The sequence below is a fragment of the Paraburkholderia sp. SARCC-3016 genome, from assembly GCF_031119615.1.
Lineage (GTDB): Bacteria > Pseudomonadota > Gammaproteobacteria > Burkholderiales > Burkholderiaceae > Paraburkholderia.
Window position 1 is genome coordinate 18,422 of sequence record NZ_JAVHZD010000048.1, and the last position, 23,238, is coordinate 41,659.

Consider the following 23,238-nt stretch of genomic DNA (forward strand, 5'->3'; position numbering starts at 1 on the left):
TTATACAATAAATGTCGAGTGTAATTTATTGAAGGGAGCGCCGGCGCGTGTTTATCTCGTCGCGTGCCTTGCCGAGAATTTCAAGCGAGCGCCGGCGCGCGTCGAGATCGTAGATAAACGAAAGCGCCATGACTTCATCTGCGCCGGTCTCTTCGATCAGGGCGAGCAGTTTCTGCTCGACTTGCCGAGGGCCGCCCGTGATGGCCGCGCGCAGGGCGGCATCGAGTCGCGAACGCTCGTCGCCGGTCGGCAGCGCGTCGAAATCGGATATGGGCGGTTGCAACTGCACGAACGGCGTGCCGCGCATGCGGCGCAGCGAAAGTTGCTGCATCGAAGAAAACAGATACCGCGCTTCCTCGTCGGTTGGCGCCGCGGTTACGACGCCGGCCACGATCACATACGGTTTGTCGAGCACGGCTGACGGCTCGAACGCGGACCGGTATGCCGCAATCGCCGCGTCGCGTGCATCGGGGCCGATATGCGTGGCGAACGCAAGCGGCAGACCCAGTCGCGCGCCTTGCTGCGCGGAATACGGCGACGACGCGAGCACCCAGATCGGCACGTCGAGTCCGGCGCCGGGAACGGCGCGTACCTTGCTTCCCGGCTCGGGCTCGCGAAAGAACGATTGCAGCTCGCGCAGATCGTCGGGAAAGCGATCGCGTGCTTCCTGAGTCGAGCGCAACACCTTTGCAACTTCGTCGGCGCTGCCCGATGCGCGGCCGACACCGAGGTCGATGCGGCCAGGGTACAGCGATTCGAGCGTGCCGAACTGTTCGGCGATCACAAACGGCGTGTGATTGGGCAGCATGATGCCGCCCGAGCCGACGCGTATCGTCGATGTAAGCCCGGCGATATGTCCGATCACCACCGAAGTCGCCGCGCTCGCCACCGTTTGAACACCGTGATGCTCGGCCACCCAATAGCGCGCAAAGCCGAGCGTTTCTGCGAGGCGCGCCATATCGACTGTCTGCCGCAGCGCGTGAGCCGCCGTCTCGCCCGAGCGGATCGGCGCAAAATCGAGGACCGAGAAGGGGAGGGGATTGGGCATCGCGTGTCTCCACAGAGTCGCTTCGGATTATTTGATCCGAAAGACTGTAGCTGCCATGTCCAGCCGGAGCGTGCGCGTGTGCGAACTGGCCGTGCGGCGAGGCGAATCGAAGAGCGGCGGACATCGCTGCGGTGAACAGCGGTCCGGCACGGGGCCGATACATTCGGATACAAATCGGCTATGTTGCGACACCTGGCGACATCCGATGGCGCGCGCGCCATGCGAAACTGCGATCGACCCATGGAGTCCGAAATGACGACAGCTGCTTACCGCTGCAATTGCAGCCCGCGCCAGCGTAGCGGCGCATTAATGACGCCGGCTTTCAAACAAGGCGATCTCCGTATAATCAGCGGTGGCGACGACCTTGCGCTCCGCCCTTTCAATCCGCGCGTGGCGGAGCGTTTTTTCCGCCGTCATTGCGGCGTCGATCCGTTTCATCGAACGCGGATGGGCCAGGGTTTATGGCGCGCCAATATCGCCTGTCTGTACGGAGTAGATTCTTATGCGCGTGATGCGACCGTCAGTGACAGTGCCAGTTTCAGCGTGGCCGGTGACGCATGAAACGCCTGTTGCGGTTTTCCGCGTCGCTGTGCCTTATCTTCAGCTTGACGCTGGCCGAACTGGCTCGCCCTTTGAACTGCGCGTGTGCCTGCTCCGAAACGGAGACGACGCGGCGCAACCGGAAAGGGGCGGCTAGATGGAAAAAGTCGAGCACGTGCTGATCGTCGACGATGACCGTGAGATTCGCGAACTGATTGGCAGCTATTTGCAGAAAAACGGCGTCAGGACCACGCGGGCTTCGGGCGGCCGCGAAATGTGGGTCGCGCTCGCGGACGAGCCGCCGGACATCATCGTGCTGGATGTGACGTTGCCCGGAGAAAACGGGCTTGATCTGTGCCGCAGCCTGCGGGCCGGGCAGTGGCGCACGATCCCGATCCTGATGCTGACCGCGCTCGGCGATGAAACGGATCGCGTGGTCGGTCTCGAAGTCGGTGCGGACGATTATCTCGTGAAGCCGTTTGCGGTTCGCGAACTGCTCGCGCGTATTCGGGCCATTTTGCGCCGCACACGGATGGCCCCGCCGGGCTTCGAGCATAGAGAGTCGCCGCAGTTCCTTGTGTTCGGCGACTGGAAGCTCGATACGATCGGCCGCCATCTGCTCGATAGCGAAGGCACGATGGTCGCGCTAAGCGGTGCTGAATATCGATTGTTGCGCGTGTTCGTCGACCATCCGCAGCGCGTACTGACGCGCGATCAGTTGCTCACGTTCACACAGGGCCGGCAGACCGAGCCGTTCGACAGGTCGATCGACCTGCTCGTGAGCCGCCTTCGTCAGCGGCTCAAGGACGGGGCGAAAGACCCGCGCTACATCAAGACACTGCGCAATGAAGGCTATGTGTTCTCGGCTGCGGTGACGCCGCAGGAAGGCAATCAGTGAACCTGTCGAGTCTGTTCAGAGGGCCGCGCACGCTGTTCGTGCGCCTGACGCTGATCTTTTTCGCGGGCCTTGTCGTCGCCCAGCTTCTTGCGTTCTGGGCAACGGTGTCCGAGCGCAATGACGCGCAGACCTCGTTGATGATCGACAACTTCGAGCGAGAAGTGTCGACCGCGGTCGCGTTGCTCGATCGCGTGCCCGCTGCCGAGCGCCCGGAATGGTTGCCGCGGCTTGCGCGCCGTAACTACAGCTTCGTGCTCGGGCCTGGCGTCGGCGGCGCGCCGCCCAATGCGAAGCTTTCCGAAGAGATCGGCGCGGCAATCGAACGCGGCATCGGGCGGCGCTTTACGATCGCGGTCAACGAGGTGCCCGACACGAAGGAACACCTGCAGGCGCATCTGCAATTGAGCGACGGTGCGCCGCTGACCATCGATATCCGTCCTGTCGCGTGGATGCCGTTGTCGTACTGGCTGCTCGTCGTGCTCGCGCTCGAGCTTCTTGTGATCGGCATTTGCGCGTGGTTCGCGCTGAGTCTCGCGACGCGCCCGCTCGACCAGCTCGCGAGGGCGGCCGAGACGCTGGGCCCGGACATGACCGCCACGCGTCTTGCGGAAGACGGACCGGCCGAAGTCGCGCGCGCCGCCAAGGCGTTCAATGCGATGCAGGAACGGATCCGCCGGTACATGAAAGAGCGCATTCAGATTCTCGCGGCGATTTCGCACGACTTGCAGACGCCGATTACGCGCATGCGTATCCGCACCGATCTGCTCGACGACGAAGCGGAGCGGATCAAATTCCAGCAGGATCTCGAGGAAATGGAGACGCTCGTGCGCGAAGGCGTCGCTTATGGTCGGACGCTGCACGGCGCGGCCGAAGTGCCGCGCCGTATCGACCCCGATGCGCTGCTCGAAAGCCTCGTGTCCGACTATGAAGATGCGGGGGCGAAAGTGACGCTGTCGGGCTCGATCGGCGTGCCGATCGTGACGCGTCCGGTTGCGTTGCGCCGTATTCTCGCGAACCTGCTCGATAACGCGGTCAAGTTTTCTGGCGCGGGGGAGTTGAGAACCGATATGTCGAACGACAGGCAGATTTCGATCAGCGTGCTCGATCGCGGACCCGGTATCTCGCACGATCAACTCGAAGCGGTGTTCCAGCCGTTTTACCGCGGCGACGCGTCGGGGCATCGGCGCACCGGCGGCAGCGGACTCGGGCTCGCCATTGCGAAACAACTCGCACTGGCAATGAATGCGACGCTGGAATTGAAGAACCGTGCAGGCGGCGGGCTCGAAGCGCGGCTGGTGCTCGAAAAGCCCTTCTAGAAGCGATTGTCCTGTGGCGGGGTCGAGCCGTAAGCCCTGACTGCGATGGCTTCAGTGTGGCCGTGCCATGCGGCTCACACCGGGCGAGCGGCGCTCATCAACTGCCGAAGTAGATATTGCAGAAGCTGGTCGGACCGACACACGAGGTCGTCGCCCCTGAGTGCATCATCGGCTTGCCGGATTGCGACGAACCGTAGCTGGGCGTGCCGCCGACAGCGTCATTCGTCATTTGCGCGGAATCGGCCGCACGTGCCGCATTCGTTGCGCCGTTCCGGGCCGCGATCTTTGCTTCGGCAAGCTGAATGTCCTGCGGGTAGGTCGCGTCGGCCGCGGTTTGCGGATTGTAGCCGGCCTGTTCGAGCTGCACGAGTTCGGCGCGCACCTGCGCGCGGGTCAGCCCGTGATCGGCGCTTTGCGCAAAGCTCAGTACAGGAGCGGTAAGCGCAGCAGCCGTGACCAGAAGAGTGGCGATCGTTTTCATGATGGTGTCCAGTGTCAAGCGAGTCGTTAAGGCGCGGCGCGGGTGTCGTGCCGCAGATTCAAGCCGGTGCGGGCGCGATTCGATCAGCTGCCGGCGTACACATTGCAGAAGCTGTTCGGGCCAACGCAGTTCGACGAACCCATCGGCGTCATGGCGACGCGCTGACCCGACTGGCTCGTGCCCGCGGCGACGCCGCCAACGCTACCGTTGCGTTGCTGCATTTGCGCGACCTGTTGCGCGAAGATCGGGCTCACGTCCGGATACGACGCCTCGGTAACGAAGCGCGAACCGTTGTTCTCGGCCTGGATCAGTTCGGCGCGCACTTCAGCACGCGTCTTTTCGCCGGCCGATGCGCTGTTGACAATGCCGAACGACGTAAGAGCTACGAGGGAAAGGCCGATAAGCGTTTTCGTGTTCATTTGGATATCCTAAATAGAGTGAAAAGAAGTTTCCGGTTCATCTGGGCAAACATTGCTGCTTCGCGTTTTATTCCGGTTATTCCCGTGCACCCGCCGTGTTTGTCGCTGGATGCTACGAGTTGCAAAACACCGTATCGTCTGAATTTATTCCCGACTGTGTTCGCGAGCTTGACTGCGTGCTACATAGTGACGAACAGGACCAAACCTTTCTTTATTCCAACTTTTTTTCGGCGAAACGCATTTGAAGCGGAGAAAGGCGCCCAGAGGGACGTGAAGCGGGGCAAAAGCGGGCGCCGCGCGCGCCTGTCGGCCGATTCCGGCTGATTCGGCCAACGGGCGCAAGACTGCTTTCAAATCGGGGTTGCCAGGGCAGGGCAGGCCCGCCTGCCGGGGCGGCCGGCCTATGAGGAAGGAGCCGCCGGGTGCTGCAACAGCGCCCGCACGCGTTGCTGGAGATTGGGCGCATGCAGCAGATGCGCCGGTTTCACCAGATGCCGGACTTCGACCATCAGCCGGTGAACGTCAGGGTCGACCGCGGCAAGCTTCATGACCCCCACCTGATATTCGCTTCGTTGCTGCATGTCGGCCGGCCGTTCGCCCTTTGTTTGCGGATAAGCGAGATCGAGCGCGGTCGTTCCCGACCACGGCGCTTTCACGAGTTCTTCCATCTCTTTCAGATATGCCGGTCCGATCGATTCGAGCGAGTCGGAATTGCCCTCTGCCTTGGCGAGCAGGCGATGCAGTATGACCGCCTCTGTTGCGGCAACCGTCATGCCCTGGCCGAACACGGGATTCGTACTGCAGACGGCATCGCCGAGCGGCAGCAAGCCGGCCGGAAAGCCGGCGACATCGGCGAAATGCCGCCAGCGGCTCTGCGCATAGCCGAAGCGCACGATCGGCGCTTCGCGACGGCCTCGGCGCAAAGCGGTGCCGATGGCCTCGCTGGGCAGGCTGTCGGCGAATGCGAGGTAGGCGTTGTCTTCGGTGGGCGGCACGTCGCCGAGGCGGCCGGCCAGCACCGCGTCCCATAGACCGTTCTCGCGTTTCACGAGGAAGCCGGCGCGGCCGTGTTCCGGCGCCTCGCCGTGCACCCACGCCTGTTTGAAGTCCGGTTCCGCGCCGGCCGGAAACGAGTAGACCGTCGTGCCGTAAGTCAGATCGGCGCTGACCGCGGTTTCCGCGGGCGTCGGGCGGCCCGTCGCCTTGAGGAAATCGAGCGTCGGCACGCCGCGGCCGCTTGCATCGATAACGAGTGTCGAGTTCAGTTCGTCGTGTTTGCCTTCGCGCGATTCGAAGCGTACGCCGGCCGCCCGATTGTTCTCGTCCGCAACGATGCCGATGACGCGGCTCAGTTCGCGCAGCTGGACGTTTTCGCGTTTGCGCAACTGTTCGCGAAGCACCGCTTCGAGCAGCGGCCTCGACAATTGCCAGGTGTAAATGTTCAGTTCGCGGCGCGGCAATTTCGGCGCGCCGGCCAGTTCGAAGTGCGCATCGGCGCCCACATCCGCCCTTTGCGCGCCAACGGCGACAAGCTGCGTAAGAAACCCCGGAAACAGTTCGGCAAGCGCCGCTGCGCCACCCGACAACAGAACATGTAGATGCCGGGTCTGGGCGGCGCCAGGCCTCGGGCGCGCGTCGGCGGGCAACTCGTCGCGCTCGAGCACGACGACCTGGCCGAAGTGGTTGGCCAGCGCGGCGGCGGCGGCGAGGCCGCCGATACCGGCGCCGATCACGATCGCGCGTTGTTCTGCAAAGCGTTTGTTCATGCAGGCTCCGTCATTGAATAGCCGACCGGCGGTACGATGGACCGATCTGCCGAACCAGTAACACCTGGCGCGAGGCGCTTATTCCGCGGCGCGTTTAACGGTATACGGTACGCCATCCTATATATTGGCGGCCGCACCTTTGCATGAGCCGGTGAACGGTTGCCGTCGATGACGATCCGATAGCTCGGATAGAATGGTTTCCTTACATCGTGATTGTGATGCCGTTGGGGTCGGGTAGGAGCACGAGCGAAAATGGAAGGTATCTGGAAGTTTCAACTGAGGGTGAGCGTTTCGGCGTCCCTTGCCGCGGCGCTGCGCGGCGACCCTTCGTGCGCGGCGCATGCCGCGCTTCATGATGTGCTGAAGCGGCACGGTGCGTCGATGATGTGTCAGTACGACGCATTTGCCGAATATGTCGAGGAAGCGCAGCGTTTCGGTCCCGAAAAGTACCCGCTCTACGAGTGGACGCGCGACACGATCGAAAATCCGGAAAAGAAAGCGAAATACCTCGAAACTTTTACCGTCTATGTCGGCGACGAAGCGATCTACGACCAGCAGGTTGCCGATTCGCTGGAGGCGCAACTATCGGGGCTCGTCGATCGCGAAGCAATCAGAAGCATCGCGCGGTTCGACACGAATCCGGCCAACAATCCCCAACCGCCCTCGGCCGGGCGCTGACCGGCGGCATTTCTCAAGCCGTGCAACAATCCTCACGCGCGTGCCGGGCGCCCGAGCCTGCGCGGCTGGAAAGGCATGCGCGTTCGGCGAAATCCCCCTGAATTCCGGAGAAACAGAAGATGAAAGCTGTCGGTTACTACGACCCCCTCGCGATTTCGGATCCGAAGGCGCTGATCGATATCGACTTGCCCGAGCCGAAAGCGGGCGAGCGCGATCTGATCGTCGAGGTACGCGCGGTATCGGTGAATCCGGTCGACACGAAAGTGCGCAAGAGCCGCAAGGCCGAAGGCAACGTGCCGGTCGTGCTCGGCTGGGATGCGGCAGGCGTCGTGCGCAGTGTCGGTTCGAAGGTGACGCTGTTCAAGCCCGGCGATCGCGTCTGGTACGCGGGTACGCTCATGCGGCCGGGCACGAACAGCGAACTGCATGCGGTCGACGAGCGTATTGTCGGGCGCATGCCGGACAGTATCGATTTCGCGGCCGCCGCATCGCTGCCGCTGACCGCGGTTACCGCCTGGGAAATGCTGTTCGACCGGTTGCGCGTGCCGACGCTTGCCGACGCGGGTGCCGGCGGCGCGCTGCTGATTATCGGCGCGGCGGGCGGCGTGGGCTCGATCATGGTGCAGCTCGCGCGCAAACTCACGGGCCTTACCGTCATCGGCACTGCTTCGCGCCCCGAAACGCAGCGATGGGTGAAGGACCTCGGCGCGCATCACGTAATCGATCATGCGAAGCCGCTTGCCGCCGAGCTGGCCCGCGTCGGCGTGCACGAGGCGAAATACGTCGCGTCGCTCACGCATACGGACCAGCACTTCGCGCAGATCGTCGAGGCGCTCGCCCCGCAAGGCCATTTCGGCCTGATCGACGATCCGGAGATGATCGACGTGCGGCTGCTCAAGCGCAAGAGTGCGTCGCTGCATTGGGAGCTCATGTACACGCGGTCGATCTTCGACACGCCCGACGTAATCCGCCAGCACGAGATTCTGAACAAGGTGGCCGAGATGGTCGATAGCGGCATGCTGAAAACGACCACCGGCGAGCATTTCGGCAAGATCAACGCCGAGAATCTGCGGCGTGCGCATCAATTGCTCGAAAGCCATCGTGCAAAGGGCAAGATCGTGCTCGAAGGCTTTGGGCAGTAACGCGCCTGTCATATTCAATTCCCGCTTCGTTGCATATGCAACGAAGCGGCGTAACCGGTATGCGCCGGATCAACGCGTTGCCGTCGCGATGAAGCGGATTCCTTCGTTGATCGTGCATCGATACGAGCCGCGCGAGGTTGCGGTGTCGGCGCCGTTTGCGGCAAACGCGGTATCGATGGTGACGGTGTTGTCCGGCGTCACGTGGTAGCGCACGTATTCGGTGGCCGGATGATTTTTCGGGTCGAGCGTTCGGTGTTCGTCGATAAACGCGATAAACCGTCCGTCCGGAATCAGAAACGAATTGATGCTTACGCCGCCGCGAATCGCCGGGCCGGGCTTGCCGCCTTCGGTCGACGTGCAGCGGCTCATATCGAGCCGCACGTTCACGACACTGTGGCCGTCCATCAGCGTCTGCTCGAGCGCCGCGTAATTGGCGAGCGCGCCGTCGGCGGGGGCGGCGCTGGCGTTCTGGCCGAATGCCGCGGCCAGCGCCACGATCAGCGCAGTACCTGCGATGCGTGCGCGTGCTGCGGATCGATTGTTGTTCAGATTTCGTCGTGCAGCCGTTTGACGACCGTTCATCGTTACGTCCTCGCGAGAGAGTGAAGTGAGTCGAACTGTAGAGTCGAACTGTGGGGTCGAACTGTGGGGTCGAACTGCGCGTTCGACTTCGTTGAACACCCGTACCCGCAGGTTTATTCCTACCCGACCGCATGCCGCGGAACGCGCAACCATCGCATGAACAGCCTATACGCGAGTATGCGTTGCGTATGCAGATGAACGACTGCACGAGACTCACCGACAATGGTCGACTTCGCAGAGGATGTCTAAGCTTGGTTCATCGGGCGTGCCGATCGGTCCGTTTATAGGCCCGCCGGATTCGGGAGCTGTCATGAATGTCTTGCATCATTGGATTTATGTCGGAAGCAACGCGTATGACGAGTACACGTTCGTGCCGTGGCTCAACAAGAATGTCTACCGGCGCACCGTCGCGCTAAGCGAGATCTGCATTCAGTAAAGCGGTGACGGCGGGTTTGCCGGCGCTTGCGCATGGCGCGCAGCGCACGCGGGGCTGCCGGAGCTCGTCGATTGCGATCGCTGGCTGGTGCGGCGTCGCGGCGTCGAGCCGCCTCACTCCCGGCTGCAAATGCGCTACGCTTCCAATAGACTGTGCGCTGCGCGAGGGGCCTGCGGCATATGGCGCCGCGCATCGCATGGCCGATCAAACGTGCCTGGCGCCTTTTCTGTCATAACTATCCAATCAAAGCGGGGGACGCATTGCAAACGGTGATCCATTTCCGGCTATCGGCCGGCGTCGCGGTGCTTGCGCTGACGCTGTTTCTGCATGCGAGCAGCGCGGTTGCGCAACAGACGCCGGACACGTCCGCCATGCCGTTCCATAGCGACGACCCGGCGGCCGTGCGCGCGGCGCTCGCCGACAAGCCGGAAGACGGCGGCAAGCGTACGCTGCGCAGCCGTCTGCACGATCTCGTTGCCGCGATTCCGCACGGCGCGGCGGCGCATGGCGCGGCCGCGTCGAGCGCCGACCCCGCACAGCGCCGTTTCGTATTCGTCGTGGACGCGCCGCTCGGCATTCTTTACCGGGCGAAGACGCGTTTGCTGACGGTGGACGTACCGCTCGCCGACGACGACCGGCCCGGCTACATTGTGCTGAAGAAAACAGTCACGGGGAAAAGCGGTCGGCGCCTCGTCATCGCGCCCGACGCGAAAGCAAAAGGCTACGTGCAGCACATCGACCGCATCGACCTGGCGACGTCGGGCAAGCGGACCACCGCGCACGGCCGGCTGCGACTTTCGCAAACGGCGTTCAATGCGGCGAACGGCGATTTCGCCGTGGCTATACGGTGCCACCTCGTGCCGCCGTATATGACCGACGTGCACGCGCATCAGGATCCGACCGACGAGGAACCGACCGACATCACCACGCGCATCTCGACCTTGCATGCAGAGGTCGATGAAGTGTGGCTGATCGACGTCAGCGACGGCACCGTGCTCACCACGAAGCTTAGTCTGACGAAGTAGAAGGGGGCTAACGCACCGCGAGCTTCTCGACGAGAAAGTCGACGAGCGCGCGCACGCGCGAGGACAGATGCCGCGCGTGCGGGTACAGCAGGATGAACGGCCGCGAGCGCCCGCCCTTATCTTTGAGCACTTCGACGAGCCGTCCCGCGCGCAAATCGTCTTCGACGACGAACCGGTACGTCTGAAACAGCCCCGCATCGTGGCGCGCGAGTGTCGTGCCGGCCAGCACATCGCCCGATGCGCCGTAGCCGCCGTGCGGTACGAGTTCGAGCTCTTCGCCGTTGTCGTTGAAAATCCACGGCACCGGGCGGCCGCTGCTCGGCAGCTCGAACGCGATGCAGTCGTGCCTCTGCAGTTCGTCGATCGATTGCGGCGTGCCTGCGCGTTTCAGATATGCGGGCGAAGCGACGATCACGAGTTCCGCGTCTTCGAGCTTGCGCGCGATCAGGCTCGAATCGACGGGCGCGCGGCCGCGAATCGCGAGGTCGAACGCTTCGTCGGCGAAGTCGATGTTGCGATTGGACAGGTGCGATTCGACCTGCACATCCGGAAAGCGCTCGCGAAACTCGGCGAGGATCGGCAGTACGCGGTAATGGCCATACGGCGTCGGCATGCTGATGCGCAACAGGCCGCTCGGGGTCGTCTGCTGGCCGGTCACTTCGCGCTCGGCGTCGACGAGCTGACTCAGCGCGGACCGGCACTGTTCGAAGTAGTGGCGGCCTGCGTCGGTCAAGCGGATCTGCCGCGTCGTGCGCACGAAAAGCCGCACGCCGAGCCGTTCCTCGAGCCGTGCGATCGAACGGCTGACAGCCGCCGGCGTGACGCTCGCGGCCGTCGCGGCGAGCGTGAAGCTGCCCAGTTCGGCGGCAAGGCAAAAGAGTTCGATGCTGCCCAGCAGGAGGTCGTCGAATTGTCGTTGCATGAAGAGTGGGCTGTGGGACGAGGACGCTTTGCACACCGGGTAGCCGAGCTTACCACTTGCCCGCCGTCGCGCCGCTGGCGGCCGCGAACGCCGCGCCAGTCGTGAATCGCGCGTCGGCCGGACACCGTGCTGCGTCGACGATATCGTGCATTGCGCCGATGGCCGCGGATCGAGCCGATGCGTTGACGCGCGGCCACCCGGCTCACGACGCAAACTGGAATTGCTCGAACGCGTGCAGCCTGCTTTCGATCGCGGCCTTCAGCGGCTGCCGCCTGCGCGCGCCGATCCAGTTCCATTGCTGGATCTGCAGCGCGCGGCGCTCGCGGTCGGCTTTCAGGTCGATCGCCGCGACGATCTCGTCGTCGACGAGCACGGGCAGCGCAAAGTAGCCGTACACGCGCTTTTCTTTCGGCACATACGCTTCGAAGCGGTGGTCGTAGCCAAATAACAGATTGAGCCGCTTGCGCTGGATGATCAGCGGATCGAACGGCGACAGGATATGCACGCCTTCCACGTGCGCGGGAATCCCGGCCAGCGTTTGCGGCGTCGCCCAATGCTCGAGCTTGCCTGCGCCTTCTATCGCGACGGGCACGAGCAGCCCGTCGCGCACGCGCAAATCAATGGCCGCGCGCACGAGCGGCTTGCGCTTCGCGTTCAGATGACAGACGGAGTCGAGGCTCACGACGCCTTGCGAGCGCAGCGCGCGCTCGAGCAGATAATCGGTGGTCTCCTTTTCCGTCGCGCGCCTCGGCGGCCGTTCCCAATTGAAATGCCGCTCCATCAGCTCGTAGGTTTTCAGCATGCCCGAGCGCTCGCTGATGGTCAGCTTGCCCGTATAGAACGCGAGTTGCAGCGCGCGCTTCGAGGGCTTGCGGCTGGCCCACGGGTGATCTTTTTCGACCGGGATGTCGTCGTCGATATCGCGGATCGACAACGCGCCTTTCTTGCGGATGCGCGCGATGACCTTGCGCAGGTCGGAGGGCGTGACCGAATCGAACCAGGATTTCGGCGCGATCTGATGCAGCTTCATGTCCGCGAGATAGTACTTGAGGTCGCGCGTCGGCACATACGAAAGCGCGTGCGTCCAGTATTCGAACACGGTCTTGTCGACGCTTTGCGCCTGCCGCAGATGCTCGCGCCGATAGGCGGGAATGCGGCTCCACAGGATGTGATGATGGCAGCGCTCGATCACGTTGATCGTATCGATCTGCACATAGCCCAGATGTTCGATTGCCGCGAGCGTGGCGCTTGCGTCGGCGCCGAACGGTTCCGCCGTATCGAGCCTCTGCGCGCGCAGCCAGACGCGCCGGGCTTCGGCTTGCGTGAGCGAGGCGGAGGCGGGCGTAGCAGACGTGCGCGGCATGATCGTTGGTGGGCGATCCGGGTTGGATCGATTTATTCGGGTATGCCGATTTTAGGCGAAACACCGCTGGCGCGCGTAAGCTGAACAGGTCGATCGAGCCGCTGCGGAGCGATGTCGATGCGGACGAACTTCGCGATCGTTGCCGCCCCGGGCCGCGTCGATGTCGACCGGATGACGTAAGCGCACGAACCAGCTGTCACCCGTGCAGCCCGTATTAACAAAATCCGAACGCGACCTTAAGAAATAACAACTTCGTAAAGCCGGCCGCGCGGTGCATAGTGGTCGCCAAACCAGCATATCGGCCGGAGACACCTCGATGCCAGAATCGACCCCCTCGTTGGACGCCTGGGTGGGCCGCAGCGAATCCCACGACGACCATGTGTCCGCGTTTCCTGTCACCGCGCTTGCAGCGACGCTCGAGCGCGACGTGGCTTCCAGCACCGTGCCGCCGCTATGGCACTGGCTGTACTTTCTGCCGGTCGCGCCGCTTTCGGAAGTCGGCCCCGACGGCCATCCGAAGCGCGGCGGGTTTCTGCCGCCGGTGGCGCTGCCGCGGCGCATGTGGGCCGGCGGGCGCCTGACGTTCCACGCGCCGCTCGAAGTCGGCGGCACCGCGACGCGCACCTCGACGATCGAAAAAGTGCATGAAAAAACCGGCCGCACCGGCCGGCTCGTATTCGTGACCGTTGCGCATCGCATCACGCAGGCGGGGCGCCTTGCAATCGAGGAACAGCACGACATCGTCTATCGCGATCCGCCGTCGCCGTCCGAAGCCGGCAAGGAACCCGAGCGGGCGCCCGGCGGCGAACTCTGGAGCCGCGAGATCCGGCCCGACCCCGTCATGCTGTTCCGCTACTCGGCGCTGACGTTCAATGGCCATCGCATTCACTACGACTACCCGTATGTCACCCAGGAAGAGGGGTATCCGGACCTCATCGTGCATGGTCCGCTGATCGCCACTTTTCTGATCGACCTCGTGCATCGCGAAGCGCCCGGCGCCGTGGTGCGCCGCTTCGAATTCCGCGCGCAGCGTCCGACCTTCGCGAACCGTCCGTTCAAGGTGTGCGGCGTGCCGTCCGCGGACGGCAAGACCGTCGAGCTCTGGGCGAAGGATCACGAAGGCTACCTGACGATGCGCGCGACCGCGCAGCTTGCCTGAGCGCGCGGCTTTTCCGACCCGCCGACCCATCGACCCATCGACCCATCGACGTTCCACGCAAAAAACCGATCGACCCGATCCATCATGCAGACCACTCATTCAGATTCTTTCACCGACATCCGCGAAGCGGTCCGCGACCTGTGCGCGCAATTCCCGGCCGAATACTTTCGCAAGATCGACGAAGTGCGCGGCTACCCCGAAGCCTTCGTCGACGCGCTGACGAAAGCCGGCTGGCTCGCCGCGCTGATTCCGCAGGAGTACGGCGGCTCGGGTCTCGGCCTTACGGAAGCCTCGGTGATCATGGAAGAGATCAACCGCGCGGGCGGCAATTCCGGTGCGTGTCATGGCCAGATGTACAACATGGGCACGCTGCTGCGGCACGGATCGCAGGAACAGAAGGAACGCTATCTGCCGAAGATCGCCAACGGCGAACTGCGGCTGCAATCGATGGGCGTGACCGAGCCGACCACCGGCACCGATACGACGAAGATCAAGACGACCGCGGTCCGTCGCGGCGACCGTTACGTGGTGAACGGCCAGAAAGTGTGGATTTCGCGCGTGCAGCATTCGGACCTGATGATCCTGCTCGCGCGCACGACGCCGCTAGCGGATGTGCAGCGCAAATCGGAAGGGATGTCGATCTTTATCGTCGATCTGCGCGAAGCGATTGGTCATGGGCTGTCCGTGCAGCCGATCATGAATATGGTCAATCACGAGACCAACGAACTGTTTTTCGACAACCTCGAAATTCCCGCGGAAAACCTGATCGGCGAGGAAGGCAAGGGCTTCAGGTACATCCTCGACGGGCTCAATGCGGAGCGCACGCTGATCGCGGCCGAATGTATCGGCGACGGCTACTGGTTCGTCGACAAGGTTTCGCAGTACGCGAAAGAACGCATCGTGTTCGGCCGCCCGATCGGGCAGAACCAGGGCGTGCAGTTTCCGATCGCGCGTTCGTTCGTCAATGTCGAAGCGGCGAGTCTCATGCGTTTCGAGGCGGCGCGCCGCTTCGATGCAAACGAGCCTTGCGGCGCGCAGGCGAATATGGCGAAGCTGCTGGCCGCCGATGCATCGTGGGAAGCGGCGAACGCATGCCTGCAATTCCACGGCGGATTCGGTTTCGCATCGGAGTACGACGTCGAGCGCAAATTCCGCGAGACGCGCCTGTATCAGGTCGCGCCGATTTCGACGAACCTGATCCTGTCGTACGTGGCCGAGCATATTCTCGGCCTGCCTCGCTCGTTCTAAGGAACCTATCATGCGACCTCTCGACGGCATCAAGGTGGTGACGCTCGAACATGCGATTGCCGCGCCGTTCTGCACGCGCCAGCTCGCGGATCTCGGCGCGCGCGTGATCAAGGTGGAGCGTCCCGGCGCCGGCGATTTCGCGCGCGGCTACGACGAGCGCGTGAACGGCATGTCGTCGCATTTCGTGTGGACCAACCGCTCGAAGGAAAGCCTCACGCTCGACGTGAAGAATCCGGAAGCGGCAGCGATTCTCGCTGCCTTGCTCGCCGATGCGGACGTGCTCGTGCAAAACCTCGCGCCGGGCGCGGCCGAGCGCCTGGGCCTCGGCTACGAGACGCTGTCGGCCGAACATCCGCGGCTCATCGTCTGCAATATCTCGGGGTACGGCGACGATGGTCCGTATCGCGACAAGAAGGCATACGACCTGCTGATCCAAAGCGAAGCCGGCTTTCTGTCGGTGACGGGCTCGCCCGACGCGCCCGCGAAAGCGGGCTGCTCGATCGCCGATATCGCGGCCGGCATGTACGCGTACACGAATATTCTGAGCGCGCTGCTGTTGCGCGGCCGTATCGGCAAAGGCTGCCGCATCGACGTGTCGATGCTCGAAAGCATGGTCGAGTGGATGGGTTACCCGATGTATTACGCGTTCGAGGGGCAAACGCCGCCGGCCTTGTCGGGCGCCTCGCACGCGACGATCTATCCGTACGGGCCTTTCGTGGCCGGCGATGGACGCACGGTGATGATGGGCCTGCAAAACGAACGCGAATGGCGGCTCTTTTGCGACGACGTGCTCGGCCAGCCGGAACTCGCCACCGACGAGCGCTTTTCGTCGAACTCGAAACGCAGCGCGGCGCGCGATGTGCTGCGCGACATCATCGTGCAGGCGTTTTCGGGCATGAGTGCGGCACAGGTCATGGAGCGGCTCGACAAGGCCGGCATTGCGAACGCGCAGATGAACTCGATGCATGACGTGTGGGCGCATCCGCAATTGAAGGCGCGCGAACGCTGGACCTCGGTGCGCACGCCCGCGGGCGTCGTGTCGGCGCTGCTGCCGCCGGGACTCGGTGAAAACTTCGCGCCGCGCATGGACGCGGTGCCCGCGCTCGGCGAGCACACCGATGCAATCTTGCGCGAGCTCGGTTACGACGCGGCGCGCATCGCCATGCTGCGCAGCGCGAAAGCGGTTTGATTCTCGCCGGGCGCGTTGCCCGCGAACACTGAACGTCGCACATCAGACACTGGGTACCGGAGACACACCATGACTGCCACTTCGTCCACCGCCGCGGCCGGCGGCCCGACCAACCAGAGCGAAGCGCTCGCGAGCTTCGCCGCGACGCTCGCATTCGAGCGCATTCCGCGCGACGTGATCGAGCGCACCGTCAATCTTTACGTCGACTGGCTCGGCTCCGCACTGGCCGGCAAGGGCGCGCGACCCGTCGAAAGCATCGCGAAGTTTGCCCGCGCGACGGGGCCGTCGGACGGTCCCGCCGAAGTGCTGATCGACGGCAGCCGCACGTCGCCGTTCTTTGCGGCGATGGTCAACGGCGCGGCCTCGCATTTCGTCGAACAGGACGATGTGCATAACGGCTCCGTGTTTCACCCGGCCGCGGTCGTGTTTCCGGTCGCGCTCGCGCTGGCGCAGCAGCTTGGCGCATCGGGCCGCGAGATGATCACGGCCGCGGTGGCCGGTTACGAGGTCGGCATCCGCATCGGCGAATTTCTCGGCCGCTCGCACTACAAGGTGTTTCATACGACGGGCACGGCGGGCACGGTGGCGGCCGCGGCAACCGCGGGGCGTCTGCTCAAACTGTCGCCGGCTGCGATGCTCGACGCGTTCGGTTCCGCGGGCACGCAGGCCGCGGGCCTGTGGGAATTCCTGCGCGATGCCGCCGATTCGAAGCAGTTGCATACCGCGATGGCCGCCGCGAACGGTCTGATGGCCGCGCAGCTCGCAGCAGACGGCTTCAAAGGCGCGAGGCAGATTCTCGAAGGCGCAAAAGGCATGGCGGCGGGCATGTCGACCGATGCCGATCCGGCGAAGCTAGTCGACCGCCTCGGCGAACGCTGGGCGACCGTCGAAACGTCGTTCAAATATCACGCCGCGTGCCGCCATACGCATCCGGCCGCGGATGCGTTGCTCGACGTCGTTGTCAGCAACAGGCTCGAGCCGCAACAGATCGAACGCGTCGTCGCGCATGTGCACCAGGGCGCGATCGATGTGCTCGGCGCGGTCGTCAAGCCGCAGACCGTGCATCAGGCGAAGTTCAATATGGGTACCGTGCTCGCGATCGTCAGCCATTACGGTTATGCGGGCGTCAACGAGTTCGAACAATACTTTCTGGCGGACCCGGTCGTTGCCTTTCGCGGCAAGGTCGAGATGGTCTACGACGAAGAGGTGGACGGCGCCTACCCGGAACGCTGGATCGGCAAGGTCAGCGTGTACCTGACCGATGGGCGCGTGCTGCACGGGCGCGTCGACGAGCCGAAAGGCGACCCCGGCAATACGCTGTCGCGCGATGAGATTGCGACGAAGCTCAGGCAACTGGTGAAGTTTTCCGGTGCGCTGGCTGAGGCGGATGTCGACACGCTGCTTGACGACGCGTGGCGAATAGTCGACGAAAAGCGCGTCGGGAATCTCGTCGCGCATGCTATCGAAAGCGGCCGGACGAACCGCGCCAACCCGACGGCGGCCGCAGCATGAGCGCGCCGTGTTCGTATCTGTTCGTGCCGGGCAACCGGCCCGAACGGTTCATCAAGGCGCGCAATGCGGGCGCCGATGCGGTGATCTTCGATCTCGAAGATGCGGTGCAGCCCGCCGAAAAAGCCCTGGCGCGCGATGCGGTCGTGAACGGACTCGATGCGGCAGCGCCGGCTGACGTACCGCACTATGTGCGCATCAACGGTGCGCAAACCGAATGGTTCGCCGACGACATCGCGGCGCTCGCCGCGCACCCGGCCGTGGCGGGCCTGATTTTGCCGAAGGCCGAGGATCGCGAGCCGATTGCGGCGATCCGCAAGTGCGCGCATCGGACGCTGACCGTGTCGCCGATCATCGAATCGGCGCGCGGTTATGCGCGGCTCGATGAAGTGTGCGGCGGCGTCGCGGTCGACCGGCTGATGTTCGGCACGCTCGATTTTCAGCTTGACCTCGGTATGGAAGCGAACGAAGACGAGCTCGCCGCATTCCGCTCGGGCATCGTGCTCGCGTCGCGCGTGGCGGGTCTGGCGGCTCCGGTCGACGGCGTGTCGACGGCCATCGACGATGCGGAGTCGGTCGAAGCCGACGCGCGCCGCGGCCGGCGTCTCGGTTTCGGCGGCAAGCTGTGCATTCACCCGAAGCAGCTTGCCGCGGTGCACCGCGCCTACGCATGGAGCGAAGCCGAGTACGACTGGGCGAAGCGCGTGCTGCGTGCCGTCGAAGCGAGCGGCGGCGCCGCGGTCGCAGTCGATGGCCGGATGGTCGACATGCCTGTCATTCTGAAGGCGCAACGGATCGCGGCCACCCCGCGCCGCGCCGAATAATGCATTCGGTTTTGCTGAACGCGGCCTTTGAAAAAAGCAAATTGCGTGGCTGCTGCTCAGGCGGCAATCTTTCCATGTAGCGCAAAACGCATCGTCGTTCGCCCGATGCATGCAAGTGCTCGTTGAGAAGCACGGCGAACGATTTCGACCACAACCATAACGGAGACGGATTTGGCTATCGTCAATTCGGGCGCTCGCCTCGATCGCCTGCCCATTACGTCGTTTCACTGGAAGATCCTGTTCCTGATCGGAGCGGGCGCCTTCCTCGACGCTTTCGATATCTACCTCGCGAACGGCGCATTGGCCGCGATGGTGAAGAGCGGGTTTACCGATCTGCACGTCGGCTCGTTTTTTATTTCGGCGACTTTTCTCGGCATGATGATCGGCGCCGGCTTGTCCGGTTACCTCGGCGACCGCTTCGGCCGGCGCTATTCGTATCAGGCGAATCTGGCGATTTTCGGGCTCGCGTCGATTGCGGCTGCGTTTGCGCCGAATATCTACTGGCTTATTTTCCTGCGGCTTCTGATGGGCATCGGCCTCGGTGCCGAACTCGTCGTGGCGGCGGGCACGCTCAGCGAATTCGTGCCGCCCGGTACGCGCGGCCGCTGGATTTCGTTGCTCGCGCTGATCACGAACTCGGGACTGCTCGGCGCGACCGCGATCGGCTACTGGGTGATTCCGCATCTCGGCTGGCGCTATATGTTTGCGATCGCGGGCGTCGGCGCGGTGATCGTCTGGGTGCTGCGTCACCGCATGCCCGAATCGCCGCGCTGGCTCGAGACGGTTGGGCGTCTCGACGAAGCGGAGGCGACGGTCGCCGCAATCGAGCGCGAAGTCGCGGCGAAGGTCGGGCAACTGCCGCCGGTCGCGCATGTGTTCAATCATGAAGCAACGCGCGCACCGTTTTCGGCGCTGTTCGAGCGCGGCGTGATCGGCCGCACGCTGGTCGCGGCGCTCACGTGTATGGCGATCAATATGTCGCTGTACGGCTTCGTTGCGTGGCTGCCGACCTTCTTCGTGAAGGAAGGCCTGACCATCGTGCAGTCGCTCGGCTTTGTGTTGCTGATGTCGTTCGGCGCGCCCGCCGGTGCGGTGGTCGGCTACTTTATCGCGGACCGTCTTGGGCGGCGTAACGGGCTCGTGCTGTTTTCCGTGCTGACGGTCGTGCTCGGCTACGTGTACGTGCAGATGCGCGACCCGGCGGCGATTTCGGTGGTCGGCTTCGCGCTCGTGACGGCGATCTATACGGTCTGCACGCTGGGGCTTTTCGGTTACATCCCGGAGCTGTTCCCAACCACGCACCGGCTGCGCGGCACCGGTGTGGCGGGAACATGCGGGCGCGCTGCGTCGATGAGCACGCCGTATGTCGCGATCGTGCTGTACACGCATTTCGGCGTGACCGGTGTGGTGTCGATGGTCAGCGCGGTGCTCGTACTCATGAGCGTCGCGATTCTCGTGCTGCGTGTCGAAACGAGCCAGCAGACGCTCGAAGCAATCGCGCCGGAGATCGTGCCGAACGGGGGCGCGACGGGAAGTCGCATCGATGCGGTGGTCAACCGCTCGACGCAGGCCTAGCGCGGCCCGTCCTTCAAGGATGCAATGCGCAGCGGCAAGCCCAAGGCGCACTCCAAAGCCGATCGGCATCGGGAATCTGGAGTGCGCGACGTGGACCCGCGGCCCAACTCAATAAGCGCCGACGGTTTTGCGCCTGTATTTGCGGCGCGGCGCGCTGCATTCGGCACTGTCGCTGTCGCTGCCGAATCGGACCGGGTTATTCATGTACGCGTTCAGCTTGTCGCGTGTCCATGATTCGGGATTACCGACCGTCGAGATGATTCCCGTGGTCGAGCCGCCGCCGAGCAATACCGCGAAGATGCCGCGTAGCGGAAAATCGGTGTACGCCGGGAGGCTGATGTCGAACGGCTCGGAACGAATGAACATATCTTGCGCCGTCGCACCCATTTCCGCCTGAAAGGCCGACGGAAACTGCAGCGCGAGGATGGTCGGATGCACATTGCGGTAGTCCGAGCCAATTTCCGGATCGCCCATCAGGCAGCTGCCGCCGGTGCCCCAATGCTGGCTGTCGAAATCGGCAGCGACGGCGTCGTTCGTATTCGGCGTGCGGCTCGCGGGAATCTGCCACGGCATCACCGGCAGCTTGAGTGCGCGGCTGATTCCTTTGCAGAAATCGAAGTAGCGGTTCCATTCGCGAGGGCCGTAGCAATAGCCGTTCACGTAAGCACGCTGTGTGAAATCGTCGGCTTCGTAGCGGTCGATAGCGAGGAAATGCGGCTTCCAGTCGTTGCTGTAAACGCCAAGGTTATCGACGTAAGTCGCGGTCTGCTGCGCATAGGTAAGCGGATCGCTTTCGTCGTAGATCCATTCGGACCTGCCGACGCCCCACAGGTTGATCTGCCAGCCGAACACGATCTTCGGCGCGACCGTGTACACGAGCCAGTTCACGGCGGCGATATAGCCTTTGATGTCTTCGGTTATGCCCGATGGAATCGTCGCGCTGACCGACCAGTGATCGAGCGCGGTCTGCAACGGCGCGCGCACCGGCATGTTGTATTCCGGTTCGAACCCGCCCTGCTGGCAGGCGCCCAGAAAATCGGGGTTGACGATAAAGCCCGCCGGCACCGGATGCGCGCTGTCGATCGTCAGGTTCGCCGTATTCAGCGAAAGGATCAGATTCGCGAAGCTGTGCGCATGTTGGTCGGCATTGGCAAGCATGCCCGAGGTGTTGCCGAGCGACAGATTGCACGTATACGAAATCATGACCGGCAGAACGGGCTGGCCGCCCAGCTGCGTTTCGACGGCACGCGCGAGTTTGATCGTCGTGCTTGTTGCAGTGTCTTCGGTGAGATAGGTGTTAGCGTCGCCGGCGCCGTCGTTGCCGGCGTACTTGAAGACGGAGCACGCGCGCGCGCTCGCGAAATCGGCCTGATTGGACGGCGTGAGGTCCGCACAGCCGCCGAACGACAGATAGGATGGAAACCCCGGGACGAGGAGATTGGCCGATGCTTCGATCGACACTTCGAGCGTCGCCGGGCTCGCGCCGCCGACGGCCAGCTCGGGTGGTGTCTCGACTGCATAGACGATGCTGCCGGACAGAAAGTCCGTCGACGAAGCAGTATAGGTGTCGGGTTTCACGGGTACGCTGAATCGCGTGAGCTGCGTTTCGACGGCGACCGTCTGCGTATAAGCCATGCCGGCGCCGGACAGCCGCAAGGTGATTTGCTCGGGCAAGGTCGCGTCGGCGGTCACATCGATCGATACGACGACGAATCCGCTCGTGTCGACGGGCGTTCGCTGGACCAGCGAATCGCTTATCTGCACTGTCTGCAACTGGTTTGCGAGCACGACTTCGACGTCGGTGAAGCTGTAGCGGACGTTGTTCAGCGACACATCGTCGATTGTTACGCGTGCGGTGCCGGAAGGCGGAAGCAAGCGCACCTGTGTGGTCGAACTGGTTTGGCTCGAAAATGCGGCAAGCGTTTTCCCGCTGGTGGCCTCGACGACGGTGACGTTCAACGTTTCAGTCTCGAGGCCGCTTATTGCGCCGATGGCGATATCGAGCGCGCCCGAGCGTTGCAGCTCACCGAACGACACGCTCACGGGTACGGTTGCGTTCGCAACGATCGACATCTGGTCCGGCGAAACAACCAGCGGTGCAATCACGGTCTGATCCGCGGTGGCGACACTGTCTGCCTGAATCGTGTAGTCGCCTTGCCCGAGCGTCTGATCGACCGTACCGCCGTACTGCAGTGCGGTGGAGGTGGTTGCGCTGCCGCGCCTGAACTGGATGACCGGCGCGACAACGGCGAGGGCCGGGTCCGGTGCCGCCGCGCACGAGATCGACGCGCTGCCGTTTATATCCGGCGACTGGTCTGCTGCAATGACGAACGAATCGAGCCAGGCATCGGTGTTCTGCGTCAGATCGCCGTTCACGCCGATATTGATCTGGTCGCCGGCGTTCATCAGATGCGGTTCGTCGAAATCGAGTTTCAACAAGATAGAGAACAGGTTCGCATCGAGCTGTGTCGATTCGGCGTTGACGGTCGTGGCAACCCATGAACCCGCAAAACTTGGGTAAACATCGGTGTCGCCGATTGCAGCCGGCGAACTGAACGACATCGACAGATACTGGTTGACCTGCACCGGGCTCCCATCTTCATAGCGAAGATTGGACACGACCATCTGACCGTACCACTGCCCAGCACCCTGAGCGACGACTACATCGCATTCGATTTTCATAATGCCTCCAGGAACATCGTGTGATTGCGTACCTGCACCTGTAGGGCATCGGTCCCATTGATCAAATATGGATGCCTAAATATCTAGATAACGATCAATTCTCGATGCGTCCGGGTTCAGGTACGAACGATTATAGAAAGCAAAATGAAAAAAATCGCAGGGCAGTTCGGGAGACGTTCAGAAAGTGTTAACGCGTTGTCGTGGCAGCGGCGAACTCGCGTGTGATAAGCCAAGGCGGCGCAGAAATGCCCCGACGATCAGGACGCGTACCCGACCTTCGAGGCGTGCGTGCGGTTGTTCGGATTAGCCGAGCGCGCCGACCAGTTCGGGCACCGCGTTGAACAGATCGGCTTCGAGCGCGTAATCGGCGACGCTGAAGATCGGCGCTTCGGGATCCTTGTTGATCGCGACGATCACCTTCGAGTCCTTCATGCCC

Annotated in this window: 21 protein-coding genes and 1 pseudogene; 13 read left to right on the forward strand and 9 right to left on the reverse strand. The window is 63.3% G+C overall.

Annotated features, from left to right (window positions below; all coding sequences use genetic code 11):
• Positions 1-25 precede the first annotated feature (25 nt).
• Complete coding sequence (locus tag QYH69_RS32800; protein ID WP_308835834.1) at positions 26-1,048, reverse strand: LLM class flavin-dependent oxidoreductase; 1,023 nt, start codon at positions 1,046-1,048, stop codon at positions 26-28.
• A 252-nt stretch (positions 1,049-1,300) separates the two neighbouring features.
• On the opposite strand from QYH69_RS32800, the gene QYH69_RS32805 reads away from it, so the two are divergent.
• From QYH69_RS32805 to QYH69_RS32815, 3 genes are all read left to right on the forward strand, one after another.
• Positions 1,301-1,609 (forward strand): type I-B CRISPR-associated protein Cas8b1/Cst1, encoded by a 309-nt coding sequence (locus tag QYH69_RS32805; RefSeq protein WP_308835835.1) that lies wholly within the window; start codon positions 1,301-1,303, stop codon positions 1,607-1,609.
• A 136-nt stretch (positions 1,610-1,745) separates the two neighbouring features.
• The gene (locus QYH69_RS32810; protein ID WP_308835836.1) at positions 1,746-2,486 is read left to right on the forward strand and encodes a response regulator transcription factor; all 741 of its coding nucleotides are present in this window, start codon (positions 1,746-1,748) and stop codon (positions 2,484-2,486) included.
• Positions 2,483-3,802 (forward strand): HAMP domain-containing sensor histidine kinase, encoded by a 1,320-nt coding sequence (locus tag QYH69_RS32815; protein WP_308835837.1) that lies wholly within the window; start codon positions 2,483-2,485, stop codon positions 3,800-3,802. The genes QYH69_RS32810 and QYH69_RS32815 overlap by 4 nt, the downstream gene beginning before the upstream one ends.
• A gap of 97 nt (positions 3,803-3,899) precedes the next feature.
• On the opposite strand, the gene QYH69_RS32820 is transcribed toward QYH69_RS32815, so the two are convergent.
• The 3 genes from QYH69_RS32820 to QYH69_RS32830 form a co-directional block, all read right to left on the reverse strand.
• Complete coding sequence (locus QYH69_RS32820; RefSeq protein WP_308835838.1) at positions 3,900-4,283, reverse strand: DUF4148 domain-containing protein; 384 nt, start codon at positions 4,281-4,283, stop codon at positions 3,900-3,902.
• A gap of 83 nt (positions 4,284-4,366) precedes the next feature.
• Positions 4,367-4,702, reverse strand: a complete 336-nt coding sequence (locus QYH69_RS32825; RefSeq protein ID WP_308835839.1) for a DUF4148 domain-containing protein — start codon at positions 4,700-4,702, stop codon at positions 4,367-4,369.
• A gap of 401 nt (positions 4,703-5,103) precedes the next feature.
• Positions 5,104-6,468, reverse strand: coding sequence for an FAD-dependent monooxygenase (locus tag QYH69_RS32830; protein ID WP_308835840.1), 1,365 nt, complete (start codon positions 6,466-6,468; stop codon positions 5,104-5,106).
• 252 nt (positions 6,469-6,720) lie between these two features.
• Here QYH69_RS32830 and QYH69_RS32835 point away from each other — a divergent pair, with 252 nt between their 5' ends.
• Both QYH69_RS32835 and QYH69_RS32840 read left to right on the forward strand, forming a co-directional pair.
• Positions 6,721-7,146 carry a hypothetical protein gene (locus QYH69_RS32835; RefSeq protein WP_308835841.1) on the forward strand — a complete coding sequence of 142 codons (426 nt, stop codon included), beginning with the start codon at positions 6,721-6,723 and terminating at the stop codon, positions 7,144-7,146.
• Positions 7,147-7,265: 119 nt separating this feature from the next.
• Positions 7,266-8,288, forward strand: a complete 1,023-nt coding sequence (locus QYH69_RS32840) for a zinc-binding alcohol dehydrogenase family protein (protein WP_308835842.1) — start codon at positions 7,266-7,268, stop codon at positions 8,286-8,288.
• A 69-nt stretch (positions 8,289-8,357) separates the two neighbouring features.
• On the opposite strand, the gene QYH69_RS32845 is transcribed toward QYH69_RS32840, so the two are convergent.
• Positions 8,358-8,870, reverse strand: coding sequence for a VirK family protein (locus QYH69_RS32845; protein WP_308835843.1), 513 nt, complete (start codon positions 8,868-8,870; stop codon positions 8,358-8,360).
• 310 nt (positions 8,871-9,180) lie between these two features.
• Between QYH69_RS32845 and QYH69_RS32850 the strand changes: the two genes are divergently transcribed.
• Both QYH69_RS32850 and QYH69_RS32855 read left to right on the forward strand, forming a co-directional pair.
• Complete coding sequence (locus QYH69_RS32850) at positions 9,181-9,306, forward strand: hypothetical protein (protein WP_269668047.1); 126 nt, start codon at positions 9,181-9,183, stop codon at positions 9,304-9,306.
• A gap of 260 nt (positions 9,307-9,566) precedes the next feature.
• Entirely contained in the window at positions 9,567-10,331 is a 765-nt protein-coding gene (locus QYH69_RS32855) for a hypothetical protein (RefSeq protein ID WP_308835844.1), read from the forward strand.
• 7 nt (positions 10,332-10,338) lie between these two features.
• Here the strand turns inward: QYH69_RS32855 and QYH69_RS32860 are convergent, their stop codons facing one another.
• Positions 10,339-11,253, reverse strand: coding sequence for a LysR family transcriptional regulator (locus QYH69_RS32860; RefSeq protein ID WP_308835845.1), 915 nt, complete (start codon positions 11,251-11,253; stop codon positions 10,339-10,341).
• A 202-nt stretch (positions 11,254-11,455) separates the two neighbouring features.
• Entirely contained in the window at positions 11,456-12,616 is a 1,161-nt protein-coding gene (locus QYH69_RS32865; RefSeq protein ID WP_308835846.1) for a DNA glycosylase AlkZ-like family protein, read from the reverse strand.
• Positions 12,617-12,932: 316 nt separating this feature from the next.
• Between QYH69_RS32865 and QYH69_RS32870 the strand changes: the two genes are divergently transcribed.
• The 6 genes from QYH69_RS32870 (at position 12,933) to QYH69_RS32895 (ending at position 20,120) form a co-directional block, all read left to right on the forward strand.
• Positions 12,933-13,775 carry a MaoC family dehydratase N-terminal domain-containing protein gene (locus QYH69_RS32870; RefSeq protein ID WP_308835847.1) on the forward strand — a complete coding sequence of 281 codons (843 nt, stop codon included), beginning with the start codon at positions 12,933-12,935 and terminating at the stop codon, positions 13,773-13,775.
• 84 nt (positions 13,776-13,859) lie between these two features.
• Positions 13,860-15,023 carry an acyl-CoA dehydrogenase family protein gene (locus QYH69_RS32875; protein ID WP_308835848.1) on the forward strand — a complete coding sequence of 388 codons (1,164 nt, stop codon included), beginning with the start codon at positions 13,860-13,862 and terminating at the stop codon, positions 15,021-15,023.
• A 10-nt stretch (positions 15,024-15,033) separates the two neighbouring features.
• Positions 15,034-16,212, forward strand: a complete 1,179-nt coding sequence (locus QYH69_RS32880; protein WP_308835849.1) for a CaiB/BaiF CoA-transferase family protein — start codon at positions 15,034-15,036, stop codon at positions 16,210-16,212.
• Between the two features lie 69 nt (positions 16,213-16,281).
• Positions 16,282-17,724 (forward strand): MmgE/PrpD family protein, encoded by a 1,443-nt coding sequence (locus QYH69_RS32885; protein ID WP_308835850.1) that lies wholly within the window; start codon positions 16,282-16,284, stop codon positions 17,722-17,724.
• Positions 17,721-18,545: a CoA ester lyase gene (locus tag QYH69_RS32890; protein WP_308835851.1), complete on the forward strand. Its 825-nt coding sequence runs from the start codon at positions 17,721-17,723 to the stop codon at positions 18,543-18,545. Before QYH69_RS32885 ends, QYH69_RS32890 begins: the two co-directional genes overlap by 4 nt.
• Positions 18,546-18,716: 171 nt before the next feature.
• The gene (locus QYH69_RS32895) at positions 18,717-20,120 is read left to right on the forward strand and encodes an MFS transporter (RefSeq protein ID WP_308835852.1); all 1,404 of its coding nucleotides are present in this window, start codon (positions 18,717-18,719) and stop codon (positions 20,118-20,120) included.
• Between the two features lie 108 nt (positions 20,121-20,228).
• Here QYH69_RS32895 and QYH69_RS32900 read toward each other — a convergent pair whose 3' ends face one another.
• Together QYH69_RS32900 and QYH69_RS32905 are read right to left on the reverse strand one after the other, a co-directional pair.
• A complete protein-coding gene (locus QYH69_RS32900; RefSeq protein ID WP_308835853.1) occupies positions 20,229-22,802 on the reverse strand; it encodes a hypothetical protein in 2,574 nt (857 codons plus the stop codon).
• Between the two features lie 303 nt (positions 22,803-23,105).
• Positions 23,106-23,238 (reverse strand): annotated as a pseudogene (locus tag QYH69_RS32905) (electron transfer flavoprotein subunit alpha/FixB family protein); the annotation flags it as partial.